Source organism: Salipiger sp. PrR002 (assembly GCF_010500775.1).
Classification (GTDB): domain Bacteria; phylum Pseudomonadota; class Alphaproteobacteria; order Rhodobacterales; family Rhodobacteraceae; genus Salipiger.
Genome location: NZ_JAAGOU010000014.1, coordinates 92,305 through 115,710 on the forward strand (window position 1 = coordinate 92,305; position 23,406 = coordinate 115,710).

28 protein-coding genes are annotated in these 23,406 nt (G+C 67.6%); 18 read left to right on the plus strand and 10 right to left on the minus strand.

Annotation, left to right across the window (positions count from 1 at the left end):
• Position 1 precedes the first annotated feature (1 nt).
• The 8 genes from G0A00_RS15450 (at position 2) to G0A00_RS15485 (ending at position 4,652) form a co-directional block, all read left to right on the plus strand.
• On the plus strand, positions 2–448 hold the full coding sequence (locus G0A00_RS15450) for a low molecular weight phosphatase family protein (protein ID WP_066101522.1): 447 nt from the start codon (positions 2–4) through the stop codon (positions 446–448).
• Positions 445–843, plus strand: coding sequence for a ketosteroid isomerase-related protein (locus G0A00_RS15455; RefSeq protein ID WP_224907042.1), 399 nt, complete (start codon positions 445–447; stop codon positions 841–843). Before G0A00_RS15450 ends, G0A00_RS15455 begins: the two co-directional genes overlap by 4 nt.
• Positions 840–1,436 (plus strand): GNAT family N-acetyltransferase, encoded by a 597-nt coding sequence (locus G0A00_RS15460; protein ID WP_164182635.1) that lies wholly within the window; start codon positions 840–842, stop codon positions 1,434–1,436. Before G0A00_RS15455 ends, G0A00_RS15460 begins: the two co-directional genes overlap by 4 nt.
• A gap of 127 nt (positions 1,437–1,563) precedes the next feature.
• Positions 1,564–2,448: a carbon-nitrogen hydrolase family protein gene (locus tag G0A00_RS15465; protein WP_164182633.1), complete on the plus strand. Its 885-nt coding sequence runs from the start codon at positions 1,564–1,566 to the stop codon at positions 2,446–2,448.
• Positions 2,449–2,557: 109 nt separating this feature from the next.
• Positions 2,558–2,776 carry a translation initiation factor IF-1 gene (gene infA / locus G0A00_RS15470; RefSeq protein ID WP_005978431.1) on the plus strand — a complete coding sequence of 73 codons (219 nt, stop codon included), beginning with the start codon at positions 2,558–2,560 and terminating at the stop codon, positions 2,774–2,776.
• A 66-nt stretch (positions 2,777–2,842) separates the two neighbouring features.
• Positions 2,843–3,427, plus strand: coding sequence for a nucleoside triphosphate pyrophosphatase (locus G0A00_RS15475; protein ID WP_066101512.1), 585 nt, complete (start codon positions 2,843–2,845; stop codon positions 3,425–3,427).
• On the plus strand, positions 3,424–4,467 hold the full coding sequence (locus tag G0A00_RS15480) for a ribonuclease E/G (RefSeq protein ID WP_164182631.1): 1,044 nt from the start codon (positions 3,424–3,426) through the stop codon (positions 4,465–4,467). The genes G0A00_RS15475 and G0A00_RS15480 overlap by 4 nt, the downstream gene beginning before the upstream one ends.
• Complete coding sequence (locus G0A00_RS15485) at positions 4,464–4,652, plus strand: DNA gyrase inhibitor YacG (protein WP_066101506.1); 189 nt, start codon at positions 4,464–4,466, stop codon at positions 4,650–4,652. The genes G0A00_RS15480 and G0A00_RS15485 overlap by 4 nt, the downstream gene beginning before the upstream one ends.
• A gap of 101 nt (positions 4,653–4,753) precedes the next feature.
• Here G0A00_RS15485 and G0A00_RS15490 read toward each other — a convergent pair whose 3' ends face one another.
• A complete protein-coding gene (locus tag G0A00_RS15490) occupies positions 4,754–5,053 on the minus strand; it encodes an SH3 domain-containing protein (protein ID WP_066101504.1) in 300 nt (99 codons plus the stop codon).
• A 166-nt stretch (positions 5,054–5,219) separates the two neighbouring features.
• Between G0A00_RS15490 and G0A00_RS15495 the strand changes: the two genes are divergently transcribed.
• Genes G0A00_RS15495 through G0A00_RS15505 form a run of 3 tightly spaced genes read left to right on the plus strand, consistent with a single transcriptional unit; the run spans position 5,220 to position 7,789 of the window.
• Positions 5,220–5,969 carry an allophanate hydrolase subunit 1 gene (locus G0A00_RS15495; RefSeq protein WP_235953120.1) on the plus strand — a complete coding sequence of 250 codons (750 nt, stop codon included), beginning with the start codon at positions 5,220–5,222 and terminating at the stop codon, positions 5,967–5,969.
• Positions 5,966–6,979 (plus strand): biotin-dependent carboxyltransferase family protein, encoded by a 1,014-nt coding sequence (locus G0A00_RS15500; RefSeq protein WP_164182629.1) that lies wholly within the window; start codon positions 5,966–5,968, stop codon positions 6,977–6,979. The genes G0A00_RS15495 and G0A00_RS15500 overlap by 4 nt, the downstream gene beginning before the upstream one ends.
• A 33-nt stretch (positions 6,980–7,012) precedes the next feature.
• Positions 7,013–7,789: a LamB/YcsF family protein gene (locus G0A00_RS15505; protein ID WP_164182626.1), complete on the plus strand. Its 777-nt coding sequence runs from the start codon at positions 7,013–7,015 to the stop codon at positions 7,787–7,789.
• Between the two features lie 28 nt (positions 7,790–7,817).
• Here G0A00_RS15505 and G0A00_RS15510 read toward each other — a convergent pair whose 3' ends face one another.
• The 6 genes from G0A00_RS15510 to G0A00_RS15535 all read right to left on the minus strand — a co-directional run bounded on the left by G0A00_RS15510 (position 7,818) and on the right by G0A00_RS15535 (position 13,786).
• The gene (locus G0A00_RS15510) at positions 7,818–8,849 is read right to left on the minus strand and encodes a siderophore-interacting protein (RefSeq protein WP_164182624.1); all 1,032 of its coding nucleotides are present in this window, start codon (positions 8,847–8,849) and stop codon (positions 7,818–7,820) included.
• Positions 8,850–8,868: 19 nt separating this feature from the next.
• Entirely contained in the window at positions 8,869–9,660 is a 792-nt protein-coding gene (locus tag G0A00_RS15515; protein ID WP_164182622.1) for an ABC transporter ATP-binding protein, read from the minus strand.
• Positions 9,657–10,634, minus strand: a complete 978-nt coding sequence (locus tag G0A00_RS15520; RefSeq protein ID WP_164182620.1) for an iron chelate uptake ABC transporter family permease subunit — start codon at positions 10,632–10,634, stop codon at positions 9,657–9,659. The genes G0A00_RS15515 and G0A00_RS15520 overlap by 4 nt, the downstream gene beginning before the upstream one ends.
• On the minus strand, positions 10,631–11,617 hold the full coding sequence (locus tag G0A00_RS15525) for an iron ABC transporter permease (protein WP_066101483.1): 987 nt from the start codon (positions 11,615–11,617) through the stop codon (positions 10,631–10,633). Before G0A00_RS15525 ends, G0A00_RS15520 begins: the two co-directional genes overlap by 4 nt.
• Positions 11,617–12,645: an ABC transporter substrate-binding protein gene (locus tag G0A00_RS15530; protein ID WP_164182618.1), complete on the minus strand. Its 1,029-nt coding sequence runs from the start codon at positions 12,643–12,645 to the stop codon at positions 11,617–11,619. Before G0A00_RS15530 ends, G0A00_RS15525 begins: the two co-directional genes overlap by 1 nt.
• A 154-nt stretch (positions 12,646–12,799) precedes the next feature.
• Complete coding sequence (locus G0A00_RS15535) at positions 12,800–13,786, minus strand: zinc ABC transporter substrate-binding protein (RefSeq protein WP_164182615.1); 987 nt, start codon at positions 13,784–13,786, stop codon at positions 12,800–12,802.
• Between the two features lie 148 nt (positions 13,787–13,934).
• Between G0A00_RS15535 and G0A00_RS15540 the strand changes: the two genes are divergently transcribed.
• Genes G0A00_RS15540 through G0A00_RS15550 form a run of 3 tightly spaced genes read left to right on the plus strand, consistent with a single transcriptional unit; the run spans position 13,935 to position 15,996 of the window.
• The gene (locus tag G0A00_RS15540) at positions 13,935–14,426 is read left to right on the plus strand and encodes a transcriptional repressor (protein WP_164182605.1); all 492 of its coding nucleotides are present in this window, start codon (positions 13,935–13,937) and stop codon (positions 14,424–14,426) included.
• Positions 14,423–15,202, plus strand: a complete 780-nt coding sequence (locus G0A00_RS15545; protein WP_164182603.1) for a metal ABC transporter ATP-binding protein — start codon at positions 14,423–14,425, stop codon at positions 15,200–15,202. The genes G0A00_RS15540 and G0A00_RS15545 overlap by 4 nt, the downstream gene beginning before the upstream one ends.
• Entirely contained in the window at positions 15,202–15,996 is a 795-nt protein-coding gene (locus G0A00_RS15550; RefSeq protein ID WP_164182601.1) for a metal ABC transporter permease, read from the plus strand. The genes G0A00_RS15545 and G0A00_RS15550 overlap by 1 nt, the downstream gene beginning before the upstream one ends.
• 29 nt (positions 15,997–16,025) lie before the next feature.
• Here the strand turns inward: G0A00_RS15550 and G0A00_RS15555 are convergent, their stop codons facing one another.
• From G0A00_RS15555 to G0A00_RS15565, 3 genes are all read right to left on the minus strand, one after another.
• Positions 16,026–17,948: a capsular polysaccharide biosynthesis protein gene (locus G0A00_RS15555; protein ID WP_164182599.1), complete on the minus strand. Its 1,923-nt coding sequence runs from the start codon at positions 17,946–17,948 to the stop codon at positions 16,026–16,028.
• A gap of 116 nt (positions 17,949–18,064) precedes the next feature.
• Entirely contained in the window at positions 18,065–19,210 is a 1,146-nt protein-coding gene (locus tag G0A00_RS15560) for a polysaccharide biosynthesis/export family protein (RefSeq protein WP_066101469.1), read from the minus strand.
• Between the two features lie 95 nt (positions 19,211–19,305).
• Positions 19,306–20,616 carry a capsule biosynthesis protein gene (locus G0A00_RS15565; protein WP_164182597.1) on the minus strand — a complete coding sequence of 437 codons (1,311 nt, stop codon included), beginning with the start codon at positions 20,614–20,616 and terminating at the stop codon, positions 19,306–19,308.
• 133 nt (positions 20,617–20,749) lie between these two features.
• On the opposite strand from G0A00_RS15565, the gene G0A00_RS15570 reads away from it, so the two are divergent.
• The 4 genes from G0A00_RS15570 to G0A00_RS15585 all read left to right on the plus strand — a co-directional run bounded on the left by G0A00_RS15570 (position 20,750) and on the right by G0A00_RS15585 (position 23,376).
• Positions 20,750–21,337, plus strand: a complete 588-nt coding sequence (locus G0A00_RS15570; RefSeq protein ID WP_164182595.1) for a riboflavin synthase — start codon at positions 20,750–20,752, stop codon at positions 21,335–21,337.
• Positions 21,338–21,519: 182 nt separating this feature from the next.
• The gene (locus G0A00_RS15575; RefSeq protein WP_164182593.1) at positions 21,520–21,675 is read left to right on the plus strand and encodes a hypothetical protein; all 156 of its coding nucleotides are present in this window, start codon (positions 21,520–21,522) and stop codon (positions 21,673–21,675) included.
• Positions 21,676–21,715: 40 nt separating this feature from the next.
• On the plus strand, positions 21,716–22,639 hold the full coding sequence (locus G0A00_RS15580; RefSeq protein ID WP_164182591.1) for a cation diffusion facilitator family transporter: 924 nt from the start codon (positions 21,716–21,718) through the stop codon (positions 22,637–22,639).
• 110 nt (positions 22,640–22,749) lie between these two features.
• Positions 22,750–23,376, plus strand: coding sequence for an ATP-dependent Clp protease proteolytic subunit (locus G0A00_RS15585; protein WP_066101458.1), 627 nt, complete (start codon positions 22,750–22,752; stop codon positions 23,374–23,376).
• Positions 23,377–23,406 lie beyond the last annotated feature (30 nt).

Sequence of the window (23,406 nt, forward strand, 5' to 3'; positions counted from 1 at the left end):
GGTGCCGAAACTGCCGCAATCGGTTCTGTTTTGTTGCGACCACAACGCCGTGCGCTCGCCCATGGCCGAGGGGATCATGAAAAAGCTCTACGGGCAGGGCACCTATGTGCAGTCCGTCGGCGTGGTGAATGATCTCGAGATCGACGGGTTTGCCATTTCCGTCTGCCAGGAGATCGGCGTCGAGCTCAGCAAGCACCGCTCGCGCAGCTTCGAAGAGCTTGAAGAGATGGGCGAGACGCTCTCGGGCTTCGATCTCATCGTCGCCATGTCGCCCGCCTCGCAGCGCGCCGCGCTGGAGCTCACCCGCTTCTTTCATCTGACGGTGGAATACTGGCCGATCATGGATCCCACGGGGCTCGGCGAGACCCGCGAGACCAAGCTCAACGCCTACCGCCAGACCCGCGACCAGATCTACGACAAGCTCAAGACCCGATGGGGAGAAAAATGACCGCCACCGAAACCATTCAGGCCTATTTCGACGCGTTCAACGGCGGCGACACCGAGGCGATGCTCGACCTGCTGTCCGCGGATATCGCGCATCACGTGAACGAAGGGCAGATCCGCTCGGGCAAGACCAAATTCGCCGAGTTCAGCGCCCATATGTCCCATTGCTACCGCGAGCAGCTGACCGACATGGTGATCTTCGAGGCCGAGGGCGGCACCCGCGCCGCCGCCGAGTTCATCGTGAACGGCACCTATCTCAACACCGACGCGGGCCTGCCAGAGGCCAAAGGCCAGAGCTACCGCCTGCCAGCCGGGTCGTTCTTCTCGCTCGAAGGCGGCAAGATCACCCGCGTGGTCACCTACTACAACCTCGCCGACTGGATCCGGCAGGTTTCGTGACCGAGGTCCGGGTCCTCACCGGCGCGGCGCTCGACGCCGCGCTCGACGATGTCGCCCGGTTGCGCATCACCGTCTTCCGCGACTTTCCCTATCTCTACGACGGCGATCTCTACTACGAGCGGCGCTACCTCGAGAGCTACCGGCAGAGCGAGGGCGCGGTGCTGGTGGGCGCCTTCGAGGGCACGCAGCTGGTCGGCGCCGCCACCGGCACGCCGATGGAGGATCACGCCAGCGATTTCGCCGCGCCCTTCGCCGCCACCGGGCTGGCGCTGAGCGACATTTTCTACTGCGCCGAGTCGGTGCTGCTGCGCAGCGCCCGCGGGCAGGGGATCGGCCATCGCTTCTTTGATCTGCGCGAGGCTCATGCCCGCAGCCTTGGCCGCAAATGGTCCACCTTCTGCGCCGTCGAGCGCCCGCTCGATCACCCGCTGCGCCCGCCGCATTACGCGCCGCTCGACCCGTTCTGGAAAAAGCGCGGCTACGCGCCGGTCGAAGGCGTTGCCGCGCGGTTCAACTGGAAAGACGTGGACCAGCCCGAGGACACCGACCACCGGCTGCAATTCTGGCTGCGCGACCTCAGCCAGTCTCCATAGGCCGCGTCCTAGACACTTCCTCTTGGCAAACATATCCCGGGGGAGTCGCGCTTTGCGCGACGGGGGCAGCGCCCCCTCCCAGCCTGCACCATCACGCGCCCCACCCACACAGCACGGAAGCCCCCAAATGAAGATCGCCACCGCCGCCTACCCGATGGATTTTCTCGCCAACTGGGACGCCTATGCCACCAAGATCGAGGCTTGGGTGGCCGAGGCGGCGGGGCAGGGCGCCGAGCTTCTGGTGTTTCCCGAATATGGCGCGATGGAGATCGCCACGCTTGCCGGGGCAGCGGCCGCGGCGGACCTCGAAGGATCGCTTCACGCCATTTCCGAGCGTATCCCGCAGGTTGATGCGCTGCATTCGGACCTCGCGGGCAAATATGGCGCGCATATCCTCGCCGCCTCGGCGCCGGTCTTTGATGGCACCCTCGGGCCGCGCCCGGTGAACCGCGCGCGGCTCTTCACCCCGGGCGGCGCCATGGGGTTTCAGGACAAGCAGATCATGACCCGCTTCGAGCGCGAGGATTGGGATGTGGTGGGCGGCGCGCCGCTGCAGCTTTTCGACACCGCTCTGGGCAAGATCGGCATCCTGATCTGCTACGATTCGGAATACCCGCTGCTGGGCCGTGCGCTGCGCGATGCCGATCTCTTGCTGGTGCCGTCGTGCACCGAGGCGCAGGCGGGCTATTCCCGCGTGCGCATCGGTGCCATGGCCCGCGCGCTCGAGCAGCAGTGCATCGCGGTGATGGCCTCGACCGTGGGCGATTGCGACTGGTCCGAAGCGGTGGACACCAACACCGGCATGGGCGGGGTTTTCTGCCCGCCCGACACGGGCTTCCCTGCCACCGGCGTGATCGCCGAAGGGGTGCTGGGCAAGGCTGGCTGGACCTATGCGGAGGTGGACCTTGACGCCGTCGCTCGGGTCCGTAACGATGGCGTCGTGCTGAACCGCACCCATTGGGACGATCAGTCCGGGCGCGACGGCCCCGTTGCATTGCGGGCGCTGTGCTGACGGCTATTCCCGACAATCTGCAATTGCACCCTTGAAAAACGCCGCGATTGGGCGCATATCCATGCGCGTTCCGCGACCTAGAGGCGGAACGGCATTTTCAGGAGAAAGCATGGCCAAGGAAGATACGCTCGAATTTCCCGGTGTCGTGAAGGAACTCCTGCCCAACGCGACGTTTCGGGTCGAGCTTGAGAACGGCCATGAGATCATCGCGCATACGGCAGGCAAGATGCGCAAGAACCGCATCCGTGTTCTTGCAGGCGACAAGGTTCAGGTCGAGATGACCCCCTATGATCTGACCAAAGGCCGGATCAACTATCGCTTCAAGTAAGCGCCGCATGGTCCCGAAACTCATGGCGGTTCCCGCTGCACGGGGCCGGACCTGCGAGGTCTGCGCATGAAGCTCGTTCTCGGCTCCGGTTCGCCCCGGCGGCGCGATTTGCTCGCGCAGCTGGGTGTGACAGCAGACGATATCCGCCCGCCCGACATCGACGAAGATCCGATGCCGGGCGAGCTGCCCCGCCCTTACTGCGTGCGTCTCGCGCGCGAGAAGGCGCAGGCGATTCCCTCCACCGCTGACGAAATCGTACTCTCGGCCGACACCACCGTCGCGCTGGGACGCCGGATTCTGGGCAAGCCCCGGGATGCGGGCGAGGCGGCGGAGTTCCTCACCAAGCTCTCGGGGCGCCGTCACCGTGTGATCACGGCGGTTGCCGTGCGTCGCGGCGATCAGCTGTGGGAACGCGACGTGGTCACGCAGGTGAAGATGAAGGACCTCTCGAACGAGGAACTGAACGCCTATCTCGCGTCGAACGACTGGCAGGGCAAAGCTGGCGGCTACGGCATTCAGGGCATGGCGGGCGCCTTCATCCCGTGGATCAACGGCAGCTTCACCTCGGTGGTCGGCCTGCCGTTGGCGGAAACCGCGAACCTGCTGCTCGCCGCAGGATACCCGCTCTACAAGTTCGGAGAAGTCGCATGAAGGGACGCACCATTGCGCTCGACCATCTCGGCGAGGCCGAAGCGGCGGCGCTGATCGTCGACGGCAAGCTCGAAGACCTGCTGATCGACAGTGACCACGCGCGCCCCGGCACCATCTACCGCGGCATCGCGCAGCGCCCGATGAAGGGGCAGGGCGGCATGTTCCTCGACACGCCCGAAGGCTCTGCCTTCCTGCGGCAGGTGAAGGGCTTGTCCCCGGGCCAGCCGCTGGTGGTGCAGGTCACCGGCTTTGCCGAACCGGGCAAGGCGATCCCCGTGACCACCCGCGTGCTCTTCAAGTCGCGCTTCGCCATCGTCACGCCCGGCGCGCCGGGGCTCAACATCTCGCGCCGGATCAAGGATGAGGACATCCGCGAAAGCCTGCTCGAGATCGCCCATGAGGTGATGCCGGGAGCCAAGCAGGCCGAAAACGGCCTGATCCTGCGCTCGTCCTGCGCGGAAGGTGACCCCGACGAGATCGCCGAAGATGTCGCCGCCATGGCGCAGCTCTGCGAGCAGGTGATGGCCGATGTCTCGGGCGAGGCCGAAGTGCTGGTCGAGGGCGACGGGCCACATGCGCTGGCATGGCGCGAGTGGGACGAAGGCGATGTCGACGCCGAGGCAGGCAGTTTCGAGCGCCACAACGTGCACGAGATGATCGAGGCGCTGGCGCGTCCGCTGGTGCCGCTGCCCGGTGGCGGCTCGATGAGCATCGAGCCGACCCGCGCGCTGGTGGCCGTGGACATCAACACCGGCGGGGACACTTCGCCCGCGGCGGGGCTCAAGGCCAATGTCGCCGCCCTGCGCGAGTTGCCCCGGCAGCTGCGTCTGCGCGGGCTTGGCGGGCAGATCATTGTCGATCTGGCCCCGATGCCGAAGAAGGAACGCCGGCAGGTGGAATCGGTGCTGCGTGCGGCGCTGAAACAGGATCCGACGGAAACCATTCTTGCGGGCTGGACCCAGCTTGGTCTCATGGAGTTGCAGCGCAAGCGCGAGCGCGTGCCGCTGAGCGAGGTGCTGAAGCCGGGGATGCTGTCATGAGCTGCCCGATCTGCGCCAAGCCGACCGACCCGAAGTACCGCCCCTTTTGCTCGAAACGCTGCGCCGATGTGGATCTGGCGAAATGGATGACCGGCAGCTACGCCGTGCCCTCGACCGATCCGCAGGATGTGGAAGAGGCCATCGAGGCCGCCGAGCGCGAGCTCAACAACCCGACGCGGCACTGATCCTCATCTGATCCCGGGGGCGCTGCCCCCGCCGCGCGTGGCGCGGCGCCCCCGGGATATTTTCGTCTAGACGAAGGCTCTACGGCCGGTTCTGTGCGCGCTCAAAGCTCGCGCAGATAGGCGAAGGACGCATAGCCCTTCATGCCGCCGTCGCGGTCCAGCGTGACCTCGCACCAGCGGGTGCCGCCGGTTTGCGTGCATTCATAGACCTTCACCACCGTGCCGTTCGGCAGCCCGGCCAGCACGTCGAAACCGGTGCCCGGCCCGCCGCGCAATTTCAGCATGTCGCCCTCGTCGACCCCAAAGACCTCATAGCGGGCGCCCCAGACATTGCTGCCCGAGGGGGCGCCGCATCCGGCCAGCGCCGCCAGCGCCAGCGCAAGAAGGATTGGTCTGCGCATCGTTTTCTCCTGTCGTCTGCCTCGGGCTCAGGTGTAATCCGCGCCGCGCGCAAAAGGAACGGTGGATGGGCACGGAAGGGCGGTCTCTGAGCGAACGGGGCGGCGCGGACACGGCGGCGGCGGATTGCCGGTTGCAGCCGCCGGTGGCTGCGCTAACGTCCGGCGCATGACTGACGATTTGGCCCCGATGGCGTCCTACCCTCTGCTTCGCACCGCCGGTATCGACGGGATGCTGGTGAGCTTCGGCGACAAGCTGAGCGAGCCCGCCAACCGCGCCGCGCTGGCCTTCCGGGCCGCGCTTGAGAGCGATCCGCCCGAGGGGGTCGAAGAGATTTCCTCGTCGCTGGTCTCGGCCTATCTGCGCTTCGATCCCTTGGCGCTGAGCCACGCCGCGTTGGAGAGCAAGCTGCGCGGGCTCATGGCGTCGCGCGACTGGCTGCAGGCCGATCTGCCGCATGGCCGCCGGTTGCACCGTATCCCCACCGTCTATGGCGGCACGCTCGCGCCGCAACTCGCCGAAGCCGCCGCCGAAGCGGGGATGAGCGCGGCCGACGCGGTGACCTCGCTGTCGACGGCGCGGGTGCGGGTGACGGCGCTTGGCTTTGCGCCGGGGCAACCCTATCTTGGCGAGCTGCCCGAGACGTGGAACATTCCGCGCCAGCAGGGACTTACGCCGCGCGTACCGAAGGGCGCGCTGGTGCTGGCGATCCGGCAATTCGTGATCTTTTCGGTCACCGCGCCTACCGGCTGGCGCCATGTGGGCCAGACCGCTGCGCCGCTGTTCCGCATGGGCGCTGAGCGGCCCTTCCTTCTGGCGCCCGGCGATGAGGTGGAATTCCCGGAGGTCTCTGAAGAGGTCTTTGCCCGGATGCAGAACGACCCCGAAGGCGGCGCAAGCTGGGAGGATCTGCCATGAGCCGCGAATTGATCGTGCATCGCGCAGGGCCTGCGGTGACCGTGCAGGATGGCGGCCGTCCGGGCTGGATTGCCTTTGGGCTCTCGCGCGGCGGCGCGATGGATCGGCTGGCGCTGGCCGAGGGCGCGGCGCTGCTGGGGCAGGGTGAGACGGCGGCGCTCGAGATGGGCGGTGTCGGCGGGCGGTTCGAGGCGGGCTGCGATCTGCGCATCGCGCTGACCGGCGGTGCCATGCGGGCCAGCATCGACGGCGCGCCGGTGGTGTGGAACGCCGCGCATGCGCTGCCCAAGGGCGCGGTGCTCGAGATCGGACCGGTGCAATCGGGGGCCTATGGCTATCTTTCGCTGGGCGGCGGGCTGGAGCCCGAAGAGCTGCTGGGCGCGCGCTCGGCGCATCTGACCGCCGGGTTGGGCCGGGGCGTCGCGGCGGGCGACCGGCTGCCGGTCGGGGCCGACAGAGGCGGGCCGGTGGCGCGCAAGCTGGCGGTGGACGACCGTTTTTCGGGCGGTGCGCTGCGCGTGGTGGAAAGCCTGCAGACCCGCCTCTTCCCCGAAGAGCAGCGCCGCCGGTTGGGCGAGACCACATTCACCCGCGACTCCCGCGCCAACCGCATGGGGGTCAAACTGGTGCCGGATGGCGCGCCCTTCGGCGTCGACGGCGGGCTGTCGGTGGTGTCAGAGATCATCACGCCGGGCGATATCCAGATGACCGGCGATGGCGCGCCTTTCGTACTTATGGCCGAATGCCAGACCACCGGGGGCTACCCGCGTCTCGCCACGGTCATTCCCGCCGATCTGCCGCGCGTGGCGCAGGCGCCAGCAGGGGCCGAATTGCGCTTCAGCGTCGTGTCGATGGACGAGGCGCTGGCCGCCGAGAGCGCCTATCGCGCGGCCCTCAGGGATCTGCCGCGCCGTATCGAGCCGCTGGTGCGCGATCCGGCGGATGTGGCCGATCTGCTCAGCCACAAGCTGGTCAGCGGGTTTTCCAACGGCGAGTATCACGACCACTGAGCCGGGCAGGCTTTGACAGAAGGAGACAGAGGGATGACCAGCGTCGATCTCAACGCGGATATGGGCGAAAGCTTTGGCCCTTGGGTCATGGGGCAGGATGCGGCGCTGCTCGAGGTGATCACCTCGGCCAACATCGCCTGCGGCTTTCACGCCAGCGACCCTGACGTCATGGCGGCGACGATGAAGCTGGCGGCGGACCGCGGCACCGGCATCGGCGCGCATCCCGGGTTTCCCGATCTGCAGGGGTTTGGGCGGCGACGCATGCAGCTTTCGCATGCCAGCCTGCGCAATCTCACCGCCTATCAGCTGGGTGCGGCGCAGGCGATGGCCGGGGCTGCGGGCGGCAAAGTGCGGCATCTGAAGCTGCACGGCGCGCTGGCCAATATGTGCGCCGAGGACAAGGCCATGGCGCTGGCTGCCTATGAGGGTGCGCTTTCGGTCGATCCCGAGATCATCATCATGGTGCTGGCCGCGACGCAGCAGCAGGCGGCGGTCGAGGAGTTGGGCTGTCGCTGGGCGGGCGAGATTTTCGCCGACCGCGCTTATAACGACGATGCGACGCTGGTTGATCGCGCGTTGCCGGGGGCGGTGATCCATGATGCCGAACTGGCCGCTGCGCGCATGGTGAAGATGGTGCAGGCCGGGGCGATCATCACCGAAAGCGGCAAGCACATTCCGGCGGCGGTGGATACCATCTGCCTGCATGGTGACGGCAAGACCGCGCTGCAGATCGCCCGCGCCGTGCGCGCGGCGCTGGAAGAGGCGGGCGTCGCGCTGGAGGTGTTTCCGGGGCGGACCGGCGGGGTCTGACCCGCTCTGCGCCCTTACGCACCGGGCCCTAGCCGCTGATCCAATAGGCCGAGAAATAGCCACGCTCGCGCGGCAGCCCGAGGTCCTTGAACTGCGCCTTCGCGGCGCGGACGATGGATTTTTCCGCTGCGACCCAGACGAAGAGCCCATCCTCGATCTCGGTGATCCGCGCCAGCGCGGCACCGAGGCCGCCCTCTACGCCGCGAGGGACCCAGCTGAGGTGCATGCCTGAAGGGTAGGCCAGTTCAGGCCGGTCGGCCTGCGATCCGGTCTCGATCATCACCCGGCCTTGGGTGCCCGCGGGCGCGCTTTCGAGGATGCGCCGGATGGCGGGCAGGGCGGTCTCATCCCCGGCGAGCAGAAGCCGCTCGCTTTTTGGAAAATCGCCGCCGCCCGGCCCCATGACGCCGACGGTGGTGCCGGGCCGCGCCTGCCGCGCCCAGTGGGTTGTGCGCCCGCCCTCATGTTCGAAGATGTCGAAGGCAAAGCGCCCGCGCGCGGCATCGAGCCAGACGAACGTATAGGCGGCGCGGTGTAGGGCGCAGGCCCCATCGGGCCAGATCGTCCGCCCCTGCGCGGTCAGTTCCGGCCAGCGCGGCTGCGTGTCCTCGGGGGGCAGCAGCAACGAGAAATGCATCCCGCCCTCAGAGAGTGCCTCGATGCCATCGCAGGCCATCTCGATACGCAGGAAGTTCGGCGTGATGCGCCGTGTGCCGATCACCGTGGCAAGGTGGAAGTTGGGCGGGGTCTTCGCCTCGCCGACGCCGCTCCACGCCATGCGCGCGCCGGCGTCGGGCAGCAGTTGGTCGAGCATGTAGTTCACCGTCTCGCGCCACTGGTGCAACGGCACATCCCCATCGGCGGCGATCTCGACATCGAAACCGCGCCGATCCACCCGCAAGGCAACCTCGGCGCCGGTGGCGTTGACCTTCAGGCGGCGGCCTTTGTGCTCGTAGGGGATGCCGTATTCATCGAGGCGGGCGCGCAGATCCGGCACGAACTGCGCGGGAAGCGGGCCGTCAAAGCGGCTCGACGTGGTGGCGCGGGAAGCGGTAGCCATGCGGCGATCTCCTTTCGGCTCAAAGCGGGATGATCATCGGCGTTCCGTTCACCGGGTCGGGATCGACGCGGGCGGCAAGGCCGAAGGCGGTCTGCAGGTTGGCGGGGGTCAGCACCTCCCAAGGCGTGCCGGTGGCCACGAGCCCCGCCCGCCCCAGCAGCACCAGCCGGTCCGAGAAACGCGCGGCAAGGTTGAGGTCATGCAGCACCGAGATCACCGTCAGCCCGGCCTCGCGGTTGCGCCGCCGCAGCAGCGCCAGAACGTCGATCTGATGCACGAGGTCGAGATAGGTGGTCGGCTCGTCGAGCAGCAGCAGCGGCGCGCTCTGCGCCAGAACCAGCGCGATCCATGCCCGTTGCCGCTGCCCGCCGGAAAGCTCGCTCAGCGGGCGCTCGGCAAGGGCGGTCATCTGCACCGCCTCCAGCGCCTCGGCGCAGGCGCGGGCATCGGCGTCGCGCCATGGGGTGAAGAGGCCGCGCCATGGGGTCCGCCCGCGTTTCACCAGATCGGCAACGGTGATCCCCTCCGGCGCAATCGGCGCTTGCGGCAGGATCGCCAGTTCGCGGGCCAACGCGCGGGTGTCGCGGCGGTGGATGTCTTCGCCGTCGAGCAGGACGCGCCCGGCGCTTGGCTGCAGCAGCCGCGCCATGGCGCGCAGCAAGGTGGATTTGCCGCAGCCGTTCGGGCCGAGGATCGCGGTCATCTCGCCGCGGGGCAGATCGAGCGACAGCTCGCGGATCACCGGGCGCTCGGCATAGCCCAGCGACAGGGCCTCGGCCTGCAGGCAGGCGGGGGCGGCACGTGAGGTCATAGCTCGCCTTTCTCCATTTCGCGCGACAGGCGCCAGAGCAGATAGGGGGCGCCCAGAAGGCCGGTCATCACGCCGGTGGGCAGCTGGATGCCGGGCAGGGCGGCGCGGGCGGCAAGATCGGCCAGCACCAGCACAAGGGCACCTGTGGCCGCCGCGGCCAGAAGCCGGGTATGGAGCTGGCGCGCAGCGACAAGACGTATGCCCAGCGGCCCGGCCATCAGCGCGACAAAGGGCACCGGCCCAGCGACCGCGACGCCCGCCGCAGCCAGCAGCACGCCGGTGCCCGCCAGCGCCAGCCGCGCGGCTCCGACCCTCAGGCCAAGTCCCGCGGCCAAGTCCTCGCCCAGTTGCAGCGCCGCCAGCCTGCGCATCTGCGCCAAGGCCAGCGCGCCCAGAACGCCGCCCACCGCCCAGACCTGCAGCGCATGGTTCCAGTCGCGCGCCGCCAGCGAGCCGGTGAGCCAGCGCTGCGCCTCGGCGGCTTGGGTATGCGGCAACAGCGTGAGCAGAAAGCTCGACAGCGCCGAGGCGACAAAGCCGACGCCGAGACCAACGAGGATCATCGTCAGTGGCGGCGTCGCATGGCCGCGGCGGTGCGACAGCGCCACCACCAAAAGCGCCGCCAAGAGCCCGCCGCCCGCCGCGATCAGGGGCAGCGGCAGGCTGAGGCCAAGCGCGATGGCGGCGATGATCGTCAGCCCGGCCCCTGCGGTGAAGCCCATGATGTCGGGCGCCGCCAGCGGATTGCGAAAGAGGCTCTGGAACAGCGCGCCCGACATACCCAGAACGGCCCCTGCGCCGAGGGCGGTCAGCACCCGCGGGCCGCGGATCGTGCCCAGCACCAGCGCGCCCGGTCCCTCGCCGGTGCTCAGCCCCTGCCAGAGCAGCGCCGGGCTCAGGCGCACCTGCCCAAGCGCCAGCGCAGCCAGCGTGGCGGCAAGCAGCAGCAGGCCAAGGGTCAGCGCGCCTCTCATGCGCTGGCTCCGGGGCGCAGGCGGCGGGCGACCCACATGAAGACCGGCCCGCCGATCAGCGCCGTCATGATCCCGGCGCGCACCTCGGCGGGCGGCATCACCACCCGGCCCAGCGTGTCGGCCAGCAACAGCAGCGTGGCGCCCATCAGCGCCGAGGCGATCAGCGCGCGGCGCAGCGAATGGCCCGCGACGATCCGCGCCAGCGGCGGCACCATCAGCCCGAGGAAGGCGATCGGCCCGGCGACGGCCACCGCCGCCCCGGTGCAGAGCGTGACCACCGCCAGCGCCGCCGTCTGAACCCGGCGCGGCTTGGTGCCCAGCCCGCGCGACAGGGCCGAGCCCAGCGAGAGCGCCTCGATCTGCGGCGCCATGGCCAGCGCGAGCGCACCGCCAGCGGCGGCGAGCAGTGCCATTTCCGCCAGCGGGCGGCTTGCGGCTTGGGTCAGCGAGCCCGCGACCCAGAAGCGGAAGAGATCGAGCGTGTCCTGCCGGATCAGCACGATGGCGGTGACCAGCGACAGCAGCAGCGCATTGAGCGCCGCGCCCGCAAGTGTCAGCCGCACCGGACCGACGTCACCGCGCAGCCCGCCGCCGAGGATGAACACCAGCGCCGAGGCCAGCGCCGCGCCCGGAAGGCTCAGCAGCGCGACCGAGGCCTGATCGGAGCGGCCCAGCAGTGTCGCACCAAGCAGCAGCGCAAAGGCGGCGCCGGAGTTCACTCCCAAAATGCCGGGGTCGGCCAGCGGGTTGCGGGTCATCACCTGCATGATCGTCCCGGCGATCCCCAGCGCCGCCCCGGCGATCAGCCCGGCGGCCATGCGCGGCAGGCGGATCGCGGCCAATGTCACGTGATCTGGGTTGGTGGGGTCAAAGCTGTGCAAGGCCTCGAGCGCCATGGCGAGGCTGACCGGGCGCGCGCCTACGGAAAGCGCCAGAGCCAGCGCAAGCAGCAGCAGCGCCAAGAGCCCGAAGAGCCGCAGCATCAGAGCAGACCAGCCTTTGCCGCGCTCGGCACAGCGGTGCTGGGATCGCCGTCGAGTGCGGCGGTGATCTCTGGCTCAAGCTGGGCCAGCGCGAAGGGCATGGACAGCACGCTGCCGAAGGAGAGCGCGCCCGCCAGAACCTCGCCGCAGAACACTTCGCGTCCCTCGGCGTTGGCGCGCAGGGTTTTCCTCATGGCGAGCGACGCGATGTCGGGGGCCTGATCTTCGCTTGAGATCCAGACAAGCGCATCCGCATCGAGCGGCGAGAGGTCCTCGGGCGAGAGCGCGGTGTAAAAGCCGTCGGCGGGGCTGATCGCCTCGAGCGCCTGCGGCTGGCGAAAACCCATCTCGCGGACGAACTGCACCCGCGCATCGCCGCCGGTAAAGGCGCTGGTCTGGCCCCCGTCGTGCCACGCGCAGGCGGCGGTCTGCCCTTGCCAGTCGGGGTGCCGGTCGCGGAGGGCGGCGAATTGCTGCGCGACGTCGGCTATCAGTGCCTCGGCTTTCGCCTCGGTGCCGGTCGCGCGGGCGATCATCCGCAACTCGGCGTCCCAGGGCATGCCATAGGCGGAGTACTCCGGCGCTTGCATCAGCACCGGCGCGATCTGCGACAGCAGTGCGTATTCCGCCTCGGAGATGCCCGAGCCGATGGCGACGATGAGATCGGGCGAAAGGCTGGCGACGGTTTCGATGGACGCTTCGCCAGTCATCAGCGCCGGGCTCGCCTCTCCGAGAAGCGGCTGCGCCCAGGGCCAGACGCCGTGGGGGTAATCGCCATACCAATAGCGGATCGCTTGCGGCACGATCCCAAGCGCCAGCAGGCTGTCCTGCGTCGTGTAGCCAAGCGAGACGACACGCCGCGCCGGGGCCTGCAGCACGGTCTCTCCATAAGCGTGCTCGAAGCTGAGCGTGTCTTCGCCCGCGCGCAGTTGCGGCGCGGTTAGCAGGCCGCCCACGCCGACAAGAGTGCTGCCCAAAGCGCCGCCCAGAAAGCCGCGACGGCTGAAATCGGTAAGGCAGGCTCGCATGGGGACTCCTTGGATCCGGCGCGCGGCGGGAGGGGGCGCGGCTATCAAAACCGCCGCTCCGCGCTTTATCCAAGCTAATTAGTCGGGATTTATGGAAAGGAAAACCCCCTTTGCCGTCAAGGCAAAGGGGGCTGCTTTCGGTTGGGGCGGGGGCTTACTGCGCCGCGCAGTCCGCGACGTTCCGCGCCAGCGTCTCGATCAGCGCCGGGTAGAACTCTGCGCCGAGGTCGAGCGTCTGGCCCAGCGGGTCAAGCTCGGCCACCGGCGTATCCGCACCTTCGGTCACGGCGGCGATGAGGCGCGGATCAAACTGCGGTTCGGCAAAGACGCAGGCGGCATCGGCCCCCTGCAGCGCGTCGCGCAGCGCATCCAGTCGCGCCGGGCTGGGCGCCGTGGCGTCCGACAGAGAGATCGCACCGAGCACCTTCAGCCCAAAGCTGTCCTCGAAATATTGAAACGCATCGTGGAAGACGACGAAGTTCTTGTCCGTGGCGCCAGCGAGCAGGTCTTGGGCTTTGGCGCGCGCCTCGGCGATGCGGGCGGCAGCGGCTTCGGCATTGGCGGCATAGGTGTCGGCATGCTCGGGGTCGGCCTCGGACAGCGTCTGCGCGATCAGCGGCAGCCATGTGGTGGCATTGTCCACCGACAGCCAGACGTGCGGATCGTCGCCTTCATGATGGTGCTCATGGCCCGCTTCGTGCTCGTGCTCGTCGTGATCATCGTGGTCCGCGTGGTCGTCATGCTCATCATGGTCGTCGTCACCGTGCTCATGCGCCTCCGCGCCCGGCTCGGCAAAAAGCACGTCGTTGCGTGCCTGCAGGTGCAGCGTGCCGAGGGCGTCGAACAGCGAGACGGCGGCACCATCCGCAGCAATCGAGTCGATCTTGCGCCCGAGGTCGGGGCTCAATTCGCCGCCGATCCAGAACACCAGATCGGCGTTCTGCAGGGCGCGCGCTTCGGAGGGTTTCAGCGCGTGGCTGTGCGGCGAGGCGCCCGGCGGGATCAGCAGCCCCGGCTCGCCCAGATCGCCCATCACGCTGGCCACCAGCCCCTGCACGGGGGCGATGTCGGTGACCACCTTCGGAACTTCGGCAAAGGCAGGGCTGGCGAGCAGCAGGGCGGGGAGGAGGGAACGGTACATCTGGGCCTCGTGGGTATCGAGTTTCGGGTCAATGATGTTATATCATAACAATCGACGGGCTTGATACTTTGAACACTATAACATATCAACCCCCATCGGACGCGTGCTTGATCACGCGTTCGGCGAGGCTGGTATCAGGGGAAACGACATGGCCGTACATTCCGAGGCGCTCGGGTTCACCCAGCACGACCACGCACATTGCCGCGAGCACGCTTTGCAGGCCGCCGAGGAGACCTGCGCCCGCGAGGGGCTGTCGCTGACCAAACAGCGCCGCCGCGTGCTGGAAATTCTGCTGCGCAAGCACCGGGCCATGGGGGCCTATGAACTGCTTGATGTCCTGCGGGACGAAGGGCAGGGCGCGCAGCCGCCCACCGTTTATCGCGCGCTTGACTTTCTGGTGAGCAATGGCTTCGCGCATAAGATCGAGCGTCTGAATGCCTTTGTCGCCTGTGCCCATCCGGGGGAGCGCCACAAGCCCGCCTTCCTGCTCTGCCGCGCCTGCGGCGCGGTGGCCGAGATGCCCTCGCAGGCGATTGGCGAGGCGGTGCGCGAAGCCGCCGAAGGGCTGGATTTCGCGCTTGAGCGCATGGTGGTCGAGGCCGAGGGCCTTTGCCCGCTCTGCCGTGAGGCCGCGGCGTGAGCCTCATCGAAGCAAACGGCCTGCAGGTCACGCTGGGAGAGCACCCGGTGCTGCAGGGCGTGGATTTCCATGTGGAACCGGGCGAGATCGTCACCATCGTCGGGCCGAACGGCTCGGGCAAATCGACGCTGCTGCGCACGCTCATCGGCGCGGTGAAGCCGCAGTCGGGCAAGGTGACGCGCAAGCCGGGGCTGCGGCTGGGGTACGTGCCGCAGAAGCTGCAGATCGACGCGACGCTGCCGCTGACCGTCGGACGTTTCCTGTCGCTGCCGCATCGGGTGGACCGCGCCGCGCGGCGCGCCGCGCTGGAAGAGGCCGGGGCGGGCACGCTCGAAGACCGGCCCATGGCGGGACTCTCGGGCGGGCAGTTCCAGCGCGTGTTGCTGGCGCGGGCGATCCTGAGCCGTCCGGAGGTGCTGCTGCTCGACGAGCCGACGCAGGGGCTGGACCAGCCCGGGTCCGCCGCTTTCTACCGGCAGATCGAGCAGATCCGCGCGCGGCTCGGCTGCGCGGTGGTGATGGTCAGCCACGAGTTGCATGTGGTGATGAGCGCGAGCGACCGGGTGGTCTGCCTCAACGGCCATGTCTGCTGTCAGGGCCACCCCGAGACCGTCGCGCAGGCGGCGGAGTATCGGGCGCTCTTTGGCACGGGCACGCATGGGGCGCTGGCGCTCTACCGGCACGAGCACAGCCATAGCCACGATCATGACCATAGTCATGACCACGATCATGGTCATGATCACGATCACTCTCACCAATCCCACGCGGGGCACTGATGCTGGACGATTTTCTTGTGCGCGCGGCGCTGGCGGGGCTGGGGCTTGCGCTGGCCGCGGCGCCTCTCGGGTGTTTCGTTTCGTGGCGGCGGATGGCCAATTTCGGCGATGCTACCGCCCATGCGGCCATCCTCGGCGTCGCGCTGTCGCTGGCCCTGTCGTTGCCGGTTTTCGCCGGAACGCTGGCGGTGGCGCTGATCATGGCGATGCTGGTCGGCGCGCTGAGCGAGCGCGGTCTTGGTATCGACACGGTGCTGGGGGTGCTGGCCCATGGCGCGCTGGCGATCGGCCTTGTGGCGATCACCTTCGTGCCCGGTGCGCGGCTTGATCTGTCGGCCTATCTCTTTGGTGACATCCTCGCGGTAACGAGGTCCGACCTGCTGGTGATCTGGGGCGGCGCGGCGCTGGTGCTGGCGCTGCTGGTCTGGCGCTGGCAGGCCTTGCTGACCGCGACGCTGTCGCCCGATCTCGCCCATGCCAGCGGCATCGACCCGCGGCTTGAAAGCCGGGTGCTGACCGTGGCGCTGGCGCTGACCGTGGCGGTGGCGATCAAGGTGGTGGGCGTGCTGCTGATCGGGGCGATGCTGCTGATCCCCGCCGCCGCCGCGCGGCCCTTCGCCCGCACGCCCGAGGCGATGGCGCTGCTGGCCACGGGCATCGGCGCTGTGTCGGCACTGGCGGGGCTGCAGGGCGCGTTGCTTTTCGACACGCCGGCGGGGCCGAGCATGGTCTGCGCCGCGACGCTGATTTTCGCGGTGACCGCCAGCCTGCACGGGCTGAAGGCCCGTCGCTGAGCCTTAGCGTCAGAGATGGGCCCGGCGCGTCAGCGCCAAAGATGCGCCTGCGATGCCAGAAGGCCCTGCAGTTTCGACAACAGCCGGTTCGGCAGGCCGGGATGGGGGATCGTGCCCCGCTCCAGCCGCTCGGCGATCACTTCGGGCGTGCAGGGCAGGCCGCTGACCGGATCGCGGTAGCGCGGATAGGCGATGAGCGTGGCATGCACCAGCGCGGCAAGGTCGGGGCGTGGGCCTGAGAGCCGCCGCGCGGGCACCGGGCCAAGGTCGCGCGTCAGCCCCCAACCGGCATAAAAGGGCGCGCCGAGCGTCGTCACCTTCACGCCGCGCAGCAGCGCCTCGAACCCGGTGAGCGAGGTCATCGTCCAGACCTCCTGCACCTCGCGCAGCAGTGCGCCCATGTCGGTGCCCTCGACGGTCATATCGGCCCATCGCTCGGGCGCCTCCACCGCGCCGTGGCGCAATCCGGCGCTGACGTCAGGATGCGGCTTCCACAGCAGCACCGCCTCGGGGTTGGCGGCGCGGGCGCGGGCGAGCAGATCGGCATTGCTGCGGCAGTCTGGGCTGCCGCGTAGGATCGAGGCGTCATCCTCGACTTGCCCGACCACAAGAATACGGTGCCCCTCGGGCAGGACGGGCGGCGGCGTGCCAAGGTTGTATTTGGTCAGCCCGCCCGCGGTCAGCCGCTCGATCAACTTCTCGCTGCGCAGGCGCTGATCGGGGCGCAGGTCGGGCGTGCCGGTGATCAGCGCCTCTAACCGCGAGGGCCGGGTGGGATCGTAGTAGATGCCCAGATCATCCAGCACCAGCGACAGCGGCGGCACCAGTGCGGCGCCAAGCCCGCGCGAGCGTAGAAAGCCGTCTTCCACCCGCACCTCCTTGCCGCTTGCCTTGCCCGCCCATGCCATATGGCGGCGGCCCTCCGCACGGTGCTTGTCCGCCGCAGCGCCTTCGGCAAAGATCATCGCCTTCTGCCCGCCAAAGAACCCCTGCAGCAGGCGGCGTTTCCACAGGCGCATGCCGGAGGCGACCCAGCCCTGACGGTCTTCGCGCCATGCCCGCGTTTGCGCCTCTAAGGCCCCGAGCGCGTCTTCGAAAGGACAGAGCGCGTCACGGCAGGGGTCGTACCACGTGGGGTAGAGGATCATGGCGGCGGCGAAAAGCTGGGCACGGGTCAGGCCGCGGCCCCGGCGCGGCAGCGGCGCTTCATCCTGCGTCAGCCGCCAGCCCGCGTAGAAGGGCGTGCCAAAGACCCGCGGCTTGTGCCCGGCGAGGATTGCCTCGAAACCCATCTGCGAGCTGAGCGTGTAGACCGCCACCGCACCGTCGAGCAGCGCCCAGGGCGAGACCGCATCGGTGCAAAGGCTGATGCGGCCCTGCGCGTCCTCGGGTCCGTAGTGGCCGCCGCGCAGGCCCTGCGCGGTTTCAGGGTGGGTCTTGATGAGGATGCGGGCGCCGGGGTTTTCGTCCTGCGCCCAGTAGAGCATCTCGAGAAATCGATTGCGGTCGCCGCCGGAGGCGCGGACCGAGGCGTCACCCTGCGTCTGGTCGATGATCAGCACATAGCCGGGCTCGGGCACGGGCGCGCCGGGGTCAAAGCCGGAATATTTGCTTAAGTGATGCTCCTGCATCCGCGCCATGCCGCCCCGCGCGCGCTCGAGCAGCGCGTGATCGTCGAGCGGGTGGGTGGCCAGAAGCACCTCCAGATCCGACGGCTGGGAGGCTTCGAAATGCACACCGCTGCGGTCGATCAGCAGGCCGAGCGGCGGCTCACCCTTGCGACCGGGGTGTAGCGAGCGCAGGAAGGCGTCTTCGATGCGGATGATCCGCGCGCCGGTCTTTGCGGCCAAAGCCTCGCCGCGTGCGGCATAGGGGGACTGGCCCCAGACACCGATATGGTCCTCGGGCCCCGGCGTGCCCAGCGACAGCCTCCATCCCGCCTGCGCAAGCATGCGGCGCAGCCGGGTCTGGGTTAAGAAACCAGCGGTGCGCACATAGAGACGCCGGGGGATTTCTCCCCCGGCGCTGCCCTGTCCCTCGTTATATGTATTCAGGGCTTTTATCCGGATCAGCCGCCCGAAACCGCGTCCTGCACGGTCGAGACGGTGGCGATGGCGGTCAGCGTGCCGGTCAGCGCCGAGATCACCTTGCTCCACTGTGCGTAGGGCGCTTCGGTGACGTAGAGCGTGTCCTGATCGCGCACCACGAAGTCGCGCGCCATGAACATGCCATTGGGTTTGGTCAGGTCGAGCACATAGACCATGCGCTGTGCGCCGATCAGATCGCTGCGGCCCAGAACCTGATTGGCGATGTCCGCGGGCTCGTTGCGGAAGACGAAGACGCCGGTGGGGTCCGAAGAGGTGGGCACGAGACCGCCAACCTGCGCGATCGCCTCGACCGCCGAGAGCGTCTGCGTCTCGAAGGGCACGCGCGCCTGCGTGCCGGTGGCACCGAGCGCGGTGAAGGCGCGGGTGTCTTCCTCGACGAGGATACGGTCGCCGCCGCGCAGCGCGATGTCATAGCGCGGGTCTTTGTAGAGGTCCTGGAACCAGATCTTGCCCTGCTGGCCGCCGCGCAGAACGGTGATCTGGGCGATCTCTGGCTGGATGGTGATGCCACCGGCACGCGCCAGCATCGACGACAGCGTGCGGGTGGGACGCTCAATGGCATAGACGCCCTGACCGCCGACAGAACCGACAAGGCTCACGGTCGAGCCGTCACCGGCAAGGCGGCGCACTTCGACCTGCGGGTCGGGGGTCTGTTCCGAAAGCTTGTCGGTGATGATGCGGCGCACGGTTTCGGGCGAGTTGCCCGAGGCCTTGATGCGGCCCGCATAGGGCACGAAGATAAAGCCCGAACCGTCGACCTGCACTTCTTCGAGCGAGGTGGCATTGGTCTCGGCGGCGGCAAGCAGCCCGTCGTCGACGTTCTCCCAGATCGTCAGCCCCAGCGTATCGCCGGGCTGGATCGTGTCGGAGCCGACGACACCGGCGCTCTGGAACTGTTCGGAAAAGCCGAGGGCGGGGACGACGGCGGTGGCGCGGGTCACGCGATCATTGACGCTGACGACGAAGGCATCGCCCTCGCGCATCACCGAACCGGCGTAAATCTCATCTTTGTTGGGACCGACGCGGGGCAGGGCGCAGGATGCCAGAATCGACACTGCGGCCAGAAGGGCGGCGGATTTCGCCCATCGGGAGCGGGACTGTTTCACTGCTCGGTCTCCTCGACCTGTTCTTATCTGCCTGAGCTTTTTGGCGTAAGGTACGAGAATCCGGATTCAAAAACCAGTCCGGGGTTCGCGCGGCGTCAGCGGACTACGCGCAACTGTTGCCGAGGTGCCGCGGTGCCATTGCGCAGCGCATCATAAGGATCATGCGGCGAGAGCATCATGTCGACCACCTGCCGCAGCAACTGGCGGCGCCCGCGAGAGGCGTAGAACCCGCCCGGAAGCTGGCTCGTTTCAAGCAGATACCGGCGGTAATCCTTATAGGCGCGGCTGTCGGGGCGGGTCGGCAAAGCAAAGAACTCGGCCAGCGGCTGTTCCGAGACGAACTCGGGTTTGGCATAGACCGCGCGGCCAAAGGTGCGCAGCGGAATTCCGCGCCAGAGCACCTGCTGACCGGCGGTGGAATTGACCGTGACCGCGCTGCGCGCGTCGTTCAGCAGCTGCGCCAGCTTGCCACCGGGCACGAAATGCACTCGTCCTTCGATGCCAAGGCGGCGCGCCGAGGCGGCGATCATCCGGCGCAGCGGGACCTGCCCGTTCTCCAGCGGATGCGCCTTGAAGACGAGGTGGTGATGTCCGGGCGCGCCTTTGGCAAATCCTTCGAGCACCAGATCAACGAATTCTGACATGGATTCGAAGGGCGAATGCTGGCGGAAGCTCGAGTCATGCTCAAGCTGCAGCAGCGCCAGGTGATAGGGGAAGCCGCCGCGCCGGATGCGCAGGCTTTCGACAAAGCGTTCGACCCGTGTCAGCGGCATCAGAAGCAGGCGCTTGAGGTAGAGCTGGAACTCGCGCGCTACGGGCAGATCGCGGTGGGCGCGGAAATTGCGGTAGTCGCCGTTCCGGAACATCACGAACCAATGGTAGAGCGCGCCATAGAAGATGTGCTGGCGCATGTCGCCCCAATGGCCGGGCGGCAGCGGCGCTTCCATGTCGGACCGTTCGAGCGCGCTGCGCATGTCTGCCACATCCATGTCCATCAGCCGCGAATGGCCATTGGCACCGCCGCGCTCGTAGGTCACCCAATAGGGGCGCATGTAGCCTTCCTCGAAGACATGCACGCGCAGCCCGCGCCGGCGCGCCTCGGCGATGGCCTCGGCGTGGATCGCGCGGGTGTCACCATAGAGCACGATATCCGTCACCCGCTTTTCGTCGAGCAGGCCGCGCAGATGCGCAGGCCAGTCCTCGGGCGCTTCGGTGAAGGGCAGATAGCTGGCACCGTCGAACCAGAAGGCGCGGTCGCCGGCGTTGAAGCCAACGCGCCAGATCTCGGCACCGGCGCGGCGCAGCATGGCGCCGAGGCGATGAAAGAATGGCCCGTGCGGTCCCTGCAGGAACAGGAAGACGCGCCCGGCCTGTACGGGGTGGGGCTCTGCGGTTGCCATGGTCATGGGCACTCGTTAAGGATCGGCCTACTCGTCATCGGGGATGCCAGCCAACTGGCCGGACAGCTCTCCGTATCGTGATTGTTTGACCAAAATAAGGCCCGTGGCCAGAGCCCTTGGGTCATAAGAGGATCTGCTGATGTTCACCGGTATCGTCACCGACATGGGGGAAATCCGCGCGCTGGAGCAGGCGGGCGATCTGACCGCGCGCATCGGCACCTCCTACGACACTGCGGGCATCGAGATCGGCGCGTCGATCGCCTGCGACGGCGTCTGCCTGACGGTGGTGACGTTGGGCGAGGATTGGTTCGACGTGCAGATCAGCGCCGAGACCCTGTCGAAGACCAACCTTGGCACATGGCAGCAGGGCAAGCGCGTCAATCTGGAACGCGCGCTGAAGGTCGGCGACGAGCTTGGCGGGCACATCGTGTCGGGCCACGTGGACGGGTTGGCCGAGGTGGTCTCGATTCAGGACGAGGGCGACAGCACCCGCGTGCAGCTGCGCGCGCCGGACGAACTGGCGAAATTCATCGCACCCAAGGGCTCGGTCGCGCTTAACGGCACCTCGCTGACGGTCAACGAGGTGCAGGGCTCGGTCTTTGGCATCAACTTCATCCCCCACACCAAGGACGTGACCACATGGGGCGGGGTGAAGCTTGGCGACAGCGTCAATCTCGAGATCGACACGATGGCGCGCTACGTCGCCCGCCTGCAGGAGATGAGCTGACCCTCCGTAGGTGGGCCGGCAAAGAGCCACATCGGCGGGCCCTTTCGGTGCCATCTGATCGGGCGGTCGCGCGAACGTGAGGCCCCGTCCTTACGTCATTTTCCGCCCTCGTCTGGTCATTGCGCCATTGCGCTCCATATCCTTGGCAGCCCCCGGGCAGAACTGACCAAGGAAGATGACGCATGAATTTTCGCCACTGGATTGTCTGTATCGCCGCGCTTCTGGCGCTGACTGCGGCGCTCGGGCTGTTTCCGGAGGGCGACAGGCGTGATCCCAGCTTCGAGATAACCCGCGTTCTGCATGTGGACGCACCGGCCGAGAGCGACGCGCACCTGTGATCTGCTTGACCTCGGCACCGCAGCGGTCCCTGATGCAGGCATGAGTCACGGTCATCACCACCACCATCATCACCATGTAGACCCCGAGGCTGGCGACGCGCGTATGGCGATTGCGGTCGGGGTGAACATGTTGCTGACCGTCGCGCAGGTCGTCGGGGGGATCCTCTCGGGCAGCCTCGCGATGATCGCCGACGCGCTGCACAATTTCTCGGATGCGATCTCGCTGGTCATCGCGGCGCTGGCGCGCAAGATCGCGCGGCGTCCGGCCAACGCCGAGATGCCCTTTGGCTATGCGCGGGCCGAGACGGTGGCGGCGCTGATCAACTACACCACGCTGATCGTCATCGGCATCTACCTGATGATCGAGGCGATCCTGCGCTTCCTGTCGCCCGAGCCGGTGACCGGCTGGCTGATCGTGGTGATCGCCGGGGTCGCGCTGGTCATCGACGTGATCACTGCGATGCTGACCTATGCCATGTCTAAGGACAGCCAGAACATCCGCGCGGCCTTTTTGCACAATGTGGCCGACGCCATGGGCTCTCTGGCGGTGATCCTTGCGGGCACGCTGATCCTGCTCTTCGGCTGGACATGGGTCGACCCGCTGGTGACGCTGCTGATTGCGGGCTACATCCTGTGGATGGCGCTGGCCGAGATCGGATCGGTGATCCGCGTGCTCATGCTGGGCAGCCCGCCCGACATGGTGCCCTCGGCGGTGCTTGAGGCGGCGCAGGGGATCGACGGCGTGGCGGGGCTGCACAAGGCCCATCTCTGGCAGATCGACGAGCACACCACCGCGCTGCAGGCGCATCTGGTGGTCGACGAGGGCGCATGGGCGCGGGCGGATGGCATAAAACGTGCTGTGAAGGACGAGATGCAAACCCGCTTTGGACTGACACAGGTAACACTTGAACTCGAATGCAGTCGGCACAGTTGTGCGGCTCCGCAGGACTGGGGCGGGGCCTGAGACGGCGAATTGCTGCTCCGGCCCTTGCAGCCCCCCAGACCCGATACTAAGACTCGCTTAACGCGCGCGCGATAGGCACCATTTGGAAAAGACACAGCAGGCAGGCGACGATGAAAGATCCTTTTGAGACATACATGAACACCCTCGTTCCCATGGTTGTCGAACAGACCAGCCGCGGCGAACGGGCCTACGACATTTTCTCGCGCCTGCTGAAGGAGCGGATCATCTTCCTTTCGGGGCCCGTACATGACGGGATGTCCTCGCTGATCGTGGCGCAGCTGCTGCACCTCGAAGCGGAAAACCCGAGCAAGGAAATCTCGATGTACATCAACAGCCCGGGCGGCGTTGTGACCTCGGGCCTGTCGATCTACGACACGATGCAGTACATCAAGCCGAAGGTCTCGACGCTGGTGATCGGTCAGGCGGCCTCGATGGGCTCGCTGCTGCTCGCCGCCGGTGAGCCGGGCATGCGCTTCTCGCTGCCCAACAGCCGCGTCATGGTGCACCAGCCTTCGGGCGGCTATCAGGGCCAGGCGACGGACATCATGATCCACGCCGAAGAGACGCTGAAACTGAAGAAGCGCCTCAACGAGATTTACGTGAAGCATTGCGGCCGCACCCTCGAGGAAGTCGAGCGGGCGCTCGAGCGCGACAACTTCATGTCGCCCGAGGACGCAAAGGCCTGGGGCCTGATCGACGAGATCGTCGAGAAGCGCGGCGGCACTGACGAAGCGTAAGCTTTACCCTTTGCCGCGCGCGATCCCGCG

Coding starts and splice junctions, on each gene's coding strand:
- G0A00_RS15535 (WP_164182615.1), bottom strand. CDS start 13,786: ATGTACCGTTCCCTCCTCCCCGCCCTGCTGCTCGCCAGCCCTGCCTTT.
- G0A00_RS15465 (WP_164182633.1), top strand. CDS start 1,564: ATGAAGATCGCCACCGCCGCCTACCCGATGGATTTTCTCGCCAACTGG.
- G0A00_RS15575 (WP_164182593.1), top strand. CDS start 21,520: ATGAATTTTCGCCACTGGATTGTCTGTATCGCCGCGCTTCTGGCGCTG.
- G0A00_RS15480 (WP_164182631.1), top strand. CDS start 3,424: ATGAAGGGACGCACCATTGCGCTCGACCATCTCGGCGAGGCCGAAGCG.
- G0A00_RS15495 (WP_235953120.1), top strand. CDS start 5,220: ATGACTGACGATTTGGCCCCGATGGCGTCCTACCCTCTGCTTCGCACC.
- G0A00_RS15505 (WP_164182626.1), top strand. CDS start 7,013: ATGACCAGCGTCGATCTCAACGCGGATATGGGCGAAAGCTTTGGCCCT.
- G0A00_RS15520 (WP_164182620.1), bottom strand. CDS start 10,634: ATGAGAGGCGCGCTGACCCTTGGCCTGCTGCTGCTTGCCGCCACGCTG.
- G0A00_RS15540 (WP_164182605.1), top strand. CDS start 13,935: ATGGCCGTACATTCCGAGGCGCTCGGGTTCACCCAGCACGACCACGCA.
- G0A00_RS15455 (WP_224907042.1), top strand. CDS start 445: ATGACCGCCACCGAAACCATTCAGGCCTATTTCGACGCGTTCAACGGC.
- G0A00_RS15585 (WP_066101458.1), top strand. CDS start 22,750: ATGAAAGATCCTTTTGAGACATACATGAACACCCTCGTTCCCATGGTT.
- G0A00_RS15580 (WP_164182591.1), top strand. CDS start 21,716: ATGAGTCACGGTCATCACCACCACCATCATCACCATGTAGACCCCGAG.
- G0A00_RS15570 (WP_164182595.1), top strand. CDS start 20,750: ATGTTCACCGGTATCGTCACCGACATGGGGGAAATCCGCGCGCTGGAG.
- G0A00_RS15530 (WP_164182618.1), bottom strand. CDS start 12,645: ATGCGAGCCTGCCTTACCGATTTCAGCCGTCGCGGCTTTCTGGGCGGC.
- G0A00_RS15475 (WP_066101512.1), top strand. CDS start 2,843: ATGAAGCTCGTTCTCGGCTCCGGTTCGCCCCGGCGGCGCGATTTGCTC.
- G0A00_RS15500 (WP_164182629.1), top strand. CDS start 5,966: ATGAGCCGCGAATTGATCGTGCATCGCGCAGGGCCTGCGGTGACCGTG.
- G0A00_RS15515 (WP_164182622.1), bottom strand. CDS start 9,660: ATGACCTCACGTGCCGCCCCCGCCTGCCTGCAGGCCGAGGCCCTGTCG.
- G0A00_RS15525 (WP_066101483.1), bottom strand. CDS start 11,617: ATGCTGCGGCTCTTCGGGCTCTTGGCGCTGCTGCTGCTTGCGCTGGCT.
- G0A00_RS15510 (WP_164182624.1), bottom strand. CDS start 8,849: ATGGCTACCGCTTCCCGCGCCACCACGTCGAGCCGCTTTGACGGCCCG.
- infA (WP_005978431.1), top strand. CDS start 2,558: ATGGCCAAGGAAGATACGCTCGAATTTCCCGGTGTCGTGAAGGAACTC.
- G0A00_RS15565 (WP_164182597.1), bottom strand. CDS start 20,616: ATGACCATGGCAACCGCAGAGCCCCACCCCGTACAGGCCGGGCGCGTC.
- G0A00_RS15490 (WP_066101504.1), bottom strand. CDS start 5,053: ATGCGCAGACCAATCCTTCTTGCGCTGGCGCTGGCGGCGCTGGCCGGA.
- G0A00_RS15485 (WP_066101506.1), top strand. CDS start 4,464: ATGAGCTGCCCGATCTGCGCCAAGCCGACCGACCCGAAGTACCGCCCC.
- G0A00_RS15555 (WP_164182599.1), bottom strand. CDS start 17,948: ATGCTTGCGCAGGCGGGATGGAGGCTGTCGCTGGGCACGCCGGGGCCC.
- G0A00_RS15550 (WP_164182601.1), top strand. CDS start 15,202: ATGCTGGACGATTTTCTTGTGCGCGCGGCGCTGGCGGGGCTGGGGCTT.